The organism is Shewanella sp. MF05960 (genome assembly GCF_050849305.1).
Lineage (GTDB): Bacteria > Pseudomonadota > Gammaproteobacteria > Enterobacterales > Shewanellaceae > Shewanella.
This window is the reverse complement of the sequence record NZ_JBOZPS010000002.1, coordinates 352118-358285: the sequence shown is the minus strand read 5'-3', so window position 1 is coordinate 358285 and position 6168 is coordinate 352118. Positions and strand designations below refer to the sequence as shown.

The 6168-nt window shown below is 40.6% G+C and carries 7 protein-coding genes and 1 pseudogene; all 8 read left to right on the top strand.

Annotation, left to right across the window (positions count from 1 at the left end):
* Window positions 1-151, top strand: a pseudogene (locus tag ACROAE_RS03370) (IS4 family transposase); the annotation flags it as partial.
* Window positions 152-426: 275 nt separating this feature from the next.
* Complete coding sequence (locus tag ACROAE_RS03365; RefSeq protein WP_432399513.1) at window positions 427-3360, top strand: UvrD-helicase domain-containing protein; 2934 nt, start codon at window positions 427-429, stop codon at window positions 3358-3360.
* A gap of 163 nt (window positions 3361-3523) precedes the next feature.
* Window positions 3524-4141, top strand: a complete 618-nt coding sequence (locus ACROAE_RS03360; RefSeq protein WP_432399493.1) for a hypothetical protein — start codon at window positions 3524-3526, stop codon at window positions 4139-4141.
* Complete coding sequence (locus tag ACROAE_RS03355; RefSeq protein WP_432399492.1) at window positions 4141-4521, top strand: hypothetical protein; 381 nt, start codon at window positions 4141-4143, stop codon at window positions 4519-4521. Before ACROAE_RS03360 ends, ACROAE_RS03355 begins: the two co-directional genes overlap by 1 nt.
* Window positions 4514-5179: a hypothetical protein gene (locus ACROAE_RS03350; RefSeq protein WP_432399491.1), complete on the top strand. Its 666-nt coding sequence runs from the start codon at window positions 4514-4516 to the stop codon at window positions 5177-5179. Before ACROAE_RS03355 ends, ACROAE_RS03350 begins: the two co-directional genes overlap by 8 nt.
* 74 nt (window positions 5180-5253) lie before the next feature.
* Complete coding sequence (locus ACROAE_RS03345) at window positions 5254-5517, top strand: hypothetical protein (protein WP_432399490.1); 264 nt, start codon at window positions 5254-5256, stop codon at window positions 5515-5517.
* Between the two features lie 254 nt (window positions 5518-5771).
* A complete protein-coding gene (locus tag ACROAE_RS03340; RefSeq protein ID WP_432399489.1) occupies window positions 5772-5924 on the top strand; it encodes a hypothetical protein in 153 nt (50 codons plus the stop codon).
* A gap of 10 nt (window positions 5925-5934) precedes the next feature.
* Entirely contained in the window at window positions 5935-6072 is a 138-nt protein-coding gene (locus tag ACROAE_RS03335; RefSeq protein ID WP_432399488.1) for a hypothetical protein, read from the top strand.
* Window positions 6073-6168: the final 96 nt, after the last annotated feature.

The following is a 6168-nucleotide window of genomic DNA, read 5'->3' as shown; positions in this document are numbered from 1 at the left end:
TGAGTGTATCTGTCATCGGGCTTGGTCAGAAATAACAGAAAAGATAGACTGGGCGGTCTGCTATATAACAATAAACGCAAAAAAGTCACAACAAAGAAAATCTAGAAAAGACATAACGTTAGATGGAATTTTTGCAGGCCTTAATGCTTAAGGTCCAGTGTATGAGCCACGATTGGTGAAAACTATCAAGTTGACGCAATCAACGATCTCATTCCTGTTTGCCCTAACTGCCATGCAATGCTACATACAGAAAAGCCTGCGATGAGTATTGATAAATTAAGAAAGATCATTTGTATGAAATAACCGTCTAACGTTTATTTTTCAATAAGTCAGTTTCCCCCATAAAACTTTTTAGTTGTAGGTTTTAGAGTGCTATTAAATAAATCAAAAGAAGAGATAAAGGGTAGTTGGTTTGGCCAACTGTATATGGGAAGTGCTCATGCAGTAACATTAACAGCCAAAAGCATAACTCTGAGCCATGCAAAAGGTCAGTATTTAGCTGATTATCGTAAAGCAAACAAAGTTGATAAGAACTTGAGTTTCCTATGGGCAAAGCTAGATTCACCGCCGAGGTTTACTTTTAGTCCATTAGGTTATCACCTTAGTTTGACCACGTTAGGCAAGACCTACCAATTCCCTTTTTTAACTTATTTTGCTCACTATCATTTTGCCAATAAAGTTGCACAACTTTGGGCAAATGAAAATAGTGATGGCATATGTAAACTTGTTGCGAGAGTAGAGCATTCAATTACTCATATGTATTTACGTCAGTCACGCTTAGAGATGATGCAAGAGAGAGTTAAGCGGGAATACCAACGCTGGTTTCCTTGGTGTAACAAATTGCCATTGGGAATAGATATACAAATAGCCTTAGACAAACTTAAGGCGATGAGGCATTGGACTCGCGTTGATATTGAATGTATCCGCGAACGTTATATTCAATCACAATTAGTTCAGTTTGCAGATTTCTTCGAAAACGTTGAAACCAATCCTCTGACTGAAAGGCAGCGACTAGCTTGTATTATTGATGCTGATAACAACTTATTGTTGGCTGGAGCAGGAACGGGCAAGACGAGTGTGATGGTTGGTCGAGCAGGGTATCTTGTTGAAAGCAGGCAAGCTAAAGCAGATGATATTTTATTGTTGGTTTATGGTCGAAATGCCGCTGATGAGATGGATGAGCGGATTAAACAAAAACTACACACCGACGATATCAAGGCCAGCACGTTTCACAGTTTGGGTCTGAAAATTATTGCAGAAGTTGAGGGGCGCAAGCCGAGTTTATCCCCCTGGGCTGAGGATGAAAAATCCAAAAATAAGTGGGTACAAGATACCCTTGAAGCGTTGATTGAAGATACCGCTTACCGACAACAGCTTTTTGAATACTTTAGTCAATACTATTACGTTGAAAAAAGCCCGTTTGAATTTGATTCGGCTGGTGATTATTTTGATTACTTAAATGGCAACGATATTCGCACCCTTAAGGGGCAGAGAGTAAAGAGCTTCGGCGAACTCTATATTGCTAATTGGTTGTTCAGTAACGGGATTGAATATCAATATGAAGCTAAGTATGAGTTTGATGTATGTAATGTTGATTTTCGTCAATATCAACCAGACTTTTACTTACCAGAGCTTGATGTTTACATTGAGTATTATGGTATTGATGAAGACCATAACACAGCGCCTTACATCGATAAGCAACAATATTTAAAGTCGATGGAGTGGAAGCGTCAATTACATAAAGAGCATAACACTGACTGCATTGAGCTATTTTACTACCAGCATAGCACTGGGCTGCTTATTCAAAAGCTCGAGCAGGCTATGGAGACGTTTGAAATTCAATATTCACCGTTACCAGACGATGCAATATTGGCAACGCTTAATGAGCTTGGGCGAGTAACTGAATTAGCCAAGTTATTTAGCCAACTTATCGGTTTATATAAAGCCGCTTGCCTTGAAAATGGCGGGCTGGACAAGGTGTTCGATAATGCTGCGGATGCTAAGCAAACCCGTAAGGCTTTTGAGCTATTAGAACCAATATTGAGTCGTTATCAGCAGCATTTGTCTGTCAGTGGGGATATCGACTTTGAAGATATGATCGGCAAAGCGCTCAACTACATTCAAAATGGCCAATTCATTAGCCCATGGCGCTATATTATGGTTGATGAGTTTCAAGATATCTCAGAACCACGGGCACGATTAGTTAGAGCGCTGAGAGATTCGTGCTCACATGGCTCAAGGTCTAAAGCTTCACTCTTTTGTGTTGGTGATGACTGGCAAGCTATCTATCGTTTTAGCGGTGCAGATGTGAGCTTAACGACTCACTTTGCACAATACTTTGGTCCTACTGCTCAAACAGACCTAGATGAGACGTTTAGATTCAACAGCAGTATTGGTGATGTTGCGACACAATTTGTGACCAAGAACCCTATTCAACTAAAAAAAGAGATTCGCTCTAAGTCTCAGGTTACTTACCCGACAGTCTCTCTAATACGTAGGGGCGAGCAAGAAATGGCTACGCTGCAGGAGCCAAGTTCCAATGCATTGGAACAAGCTCTAAATGCAATAAGCAATAGGGTGATTAAGGCTGAGGATAAACTTAACAATAAGCCTAGCGTTTATTTACTTGGCCGTTTTTGGTTTCAACTACCAGACAATAGTCTGTTGACGCAATTAAATGCAAGGTATCCAAACTTAACTATTGAGTGTCAGTCCTTTCATGCATCTAAAGGTAAAGAGGCTGATTATGTTGTGATTATGGGGATGAAAACGGGTATGCATGGTTTTCCTTCACAGAAGATTACACCCCCGATCTTGGATGCTTTTTTACCAAAAACCGAATCATTCGAATTTGCTGAAGAACGCCGGCTGTTTTATGTCGCATTAACTCGTGCAAAGCATCGCGTATATGTTCTTGCAGATATGACTGATGTTAGTCCTTTTGTGGTTGAGTTACTGGATGACAATTACGCCATAGAACAGAATGAGTTCAGCGTATCTTTGGTGCAGAAGATATTCGAAGAGATTAAATGTGTAAGTTGCATCACAGGTACATTAAAGCCAAGAGTTGGTAATTTTAAATCATTTTACTCATGTTCTCATTTCCCTTTATGTGATCATAAAGAAGAAGGCTGTGATCTATGTGGTAGCCCCATGACACGTAAACGCTTTAGTGGTTTTAAAGTATGCCTGAATGATGATTGTGGTCATACAGCGCCAATTTGTAGTGTCTGTGGCGGTGATATGACTCTACGACAAAGCGCTAGAGGTGATTTTTGGGGGTGTAAAAATTACCGTGGTAAATCGATACCAAGCTGCAGTAATACCTTGCATAAAGCCAAGCTGCGCTTGCCAGGGTAAAATCACCCATGTGCTAGTTTGTCATTATTTGGAAGTTTATTTTAATGTAAGTTATCAATTTCCATGCTATCCACTTGATTCGTTGAGTATAAAACGTAATGATACTGGCCGTTTTGAAAATCACGCTGCTCTTAGCAGCTTTCTGTACTATCAAGGATGAACAATGAAATCAATTTTAAATACTCTAGATATTTTTATGGGGCATCTTGCTGCCGGGGTTATGACTTTTTTGTTGTACATTAGCTTTGGTTGTATTGCCGGACTTTCTCTAATTGCTATTCCCGCTGCTTTTTTTGAATATGGCTTTGGTATCGATGAGTTAGATTTGACCGAGATTGGTTCGGTTGTGCTTTTTGGGCTTGTCACTTGGCGCTTTTTCCGCAGAGGCAGCTTGCAACAATGGAGTAAATGGCAATTAATTCGCCGTTTTATTTGTGTGGTTGCTATTACCTCTTTGATTGTGACTTTTATTCTATTTTTTATGTTTGTCGCTGTCATTATTACAAAAGGTACCATTGAGCTAAGTAGTCTGTATAGATTCGATGAATTTATAACCTTATTATCAAACTTGATAATGATTGCTGCCATCTATGCCGCAGCTCCCCTGGCTCCGTTTTATAACTCAGCCCACGAGAAAAATTCAACTGTTACAACTTCTACTGAAAAATTAACACCAGAGGATGAGGCTGGATCAGCCGACTCCCAATCGACGGGTAAAGAAGAGTTTGAAGAGAAACTAAAAAATTACAGAGCACCAGAGAATCCTTGGGAAAAAGCATAATGAAAGTAATTAAATATATCGTGTTTATCGTCTTGGTGTTTAGCTACTCACTGCAAGCTAAAGAGTCTCCTTTTGAATCTGATGACGTTGAGTTTTTGCAACAATCTTGTCGAGATGCGGTAGAGATATTTGACGGGAAAGGTAAAACTGGTAAATATGCCGTGATGCATACCTCGATGGCCGAAGCTATGCGTGCCGGTTACTGTATAGGCGTACTACAGCAGTATAATAAGCAGTCGCATAGTTGCAACTCTAGTCGATACCGCAGAAGTAATTGGTTTGATATGGCAACGACGATTGCTAACCTATCGATTGGTGCTGATGAGTTTCGCAGAGTAAGTGTGGAGCAATTGCTAGAGAAGGTTTATTGTCATGGCTAGTCGTATAACAGTACCCGAGGCAATACGGCAGCTGTTTGATATCGATGTTGCTAGTCAAAGTCAGCTACTTAAAACCAAAGCGGATTCACTTGTCCGTAATAAGCTCATAAAAATTGAAACTGAACAGAAAGTGCAACGTAAGTCCAAGTATCTAGCTCCTGGTCAAATGACAGTACTGTTTAATGCGCTGCTGCTCAATGCGGTGTTTCATGACCCTAAAGATGTGAAGCGCATCTTTGAGGATAAGGCGTATCGGCAGGAGTGCGCTATAGCCTTGAGGGCTATGTTTGGCAAAAGTAATTCCTTGATGGGGATTGCGTTAAGTAATGGATTAGCGGTCAAGTTTACCGATGCCTTAGCGGGTGATTTTGATTTGTACCAGAATAAGCTACCCAATCCTTTTGCCGTGCTGCCCCAGCTTGCTTTGGGTAAAAACCTGAACTTGCTGTATGCCCTGTTAGCACAATCGGCGGCAATGGATCCCACAGATAATCTGCTGTTAGCGTATTTAGAAGGTGATGTTGATAAAGCCGCTGAGATCGCATCTTATATAGTGACTGATAATGATGCGGTAACGCAGTTAAAACAGCATATTGATAATGAGCTGCAAGAAGCCATAGAGTTTGATGATTTATTAGTCAAATTCAGAAATATGTAATTTTTCGGTTTCAAAGCTTGTTAGTGCATTGCACTAGGTGATTCTACGTTTGTCCTCAACAAACGGAGCTAACCATGACAAGTATAAATGAAAGGGTCATCAACTTTTATATGACCGAAACCAGTAATTACCGCTGCGGATATTGTTATTCCATCTGGGAACACAATGATCCGCAAGCGGAGTTACACCACTCCTCTAGGGATCTTCAATCCCTGTTGCCAAAACCCTTAGGCTATTTATTTTCTGCTAACTCATTGCTTAAAGTATTGGGGGACCTGTCATTTAGTATCCATTTTTCAAGTAAGGCTGCAGGGATGCTGGTGGGCGCTAAGCAATGAAAAAATACAGCAATGATAAGAATATTAATGCCTTGGTGCATCAATTACTGCGACGTGGTGAGTGGGGTATTCGTAGGGGGCGCCATCCCGTGTTGACGGCGCCTAGTGGCAAAAAGCTCACTGTCCCCAGCACACCAAGCGATCATAGGGCATTTTTGAATTTCAAACTTGATGTTCGCCGATTGCAGGGGCTTTGACCTTAAGCGTTAAGGCTCCTTAGCAATCGAAAACTTATTAATTTTAGGAGAACAACTATGTCAAATAGCCAAAACAATAGTAATCATAAGGCTAACCAAGGTAACTCGAATAAGGGCACCTCTGGTACTAACCCTGCTTACCAGAAATCACAGGATAACCGTAGTAATCAATTGAACCCTAATAACCCTATCCATAATGGTAAAAAATAAGGAGCTAGTTATGCCTGATACATCAGAAATGTCACAAGATGAGTTAGATACTTGGTCAGATATTAATAACCCCAATAATGACGCCGATATGGATGACTGGGCGGATGCTCACAATCCCAATAACGATGATTATTTAGGTGATGATTAACGGCTAGGTGAGGTTAAAAGCATAAACTTATGCTTTACAAAAGGTGCGGCACTAGCTGCACCTTTTACTTTAGTTAACAGGGCACTTTTGTGGCCT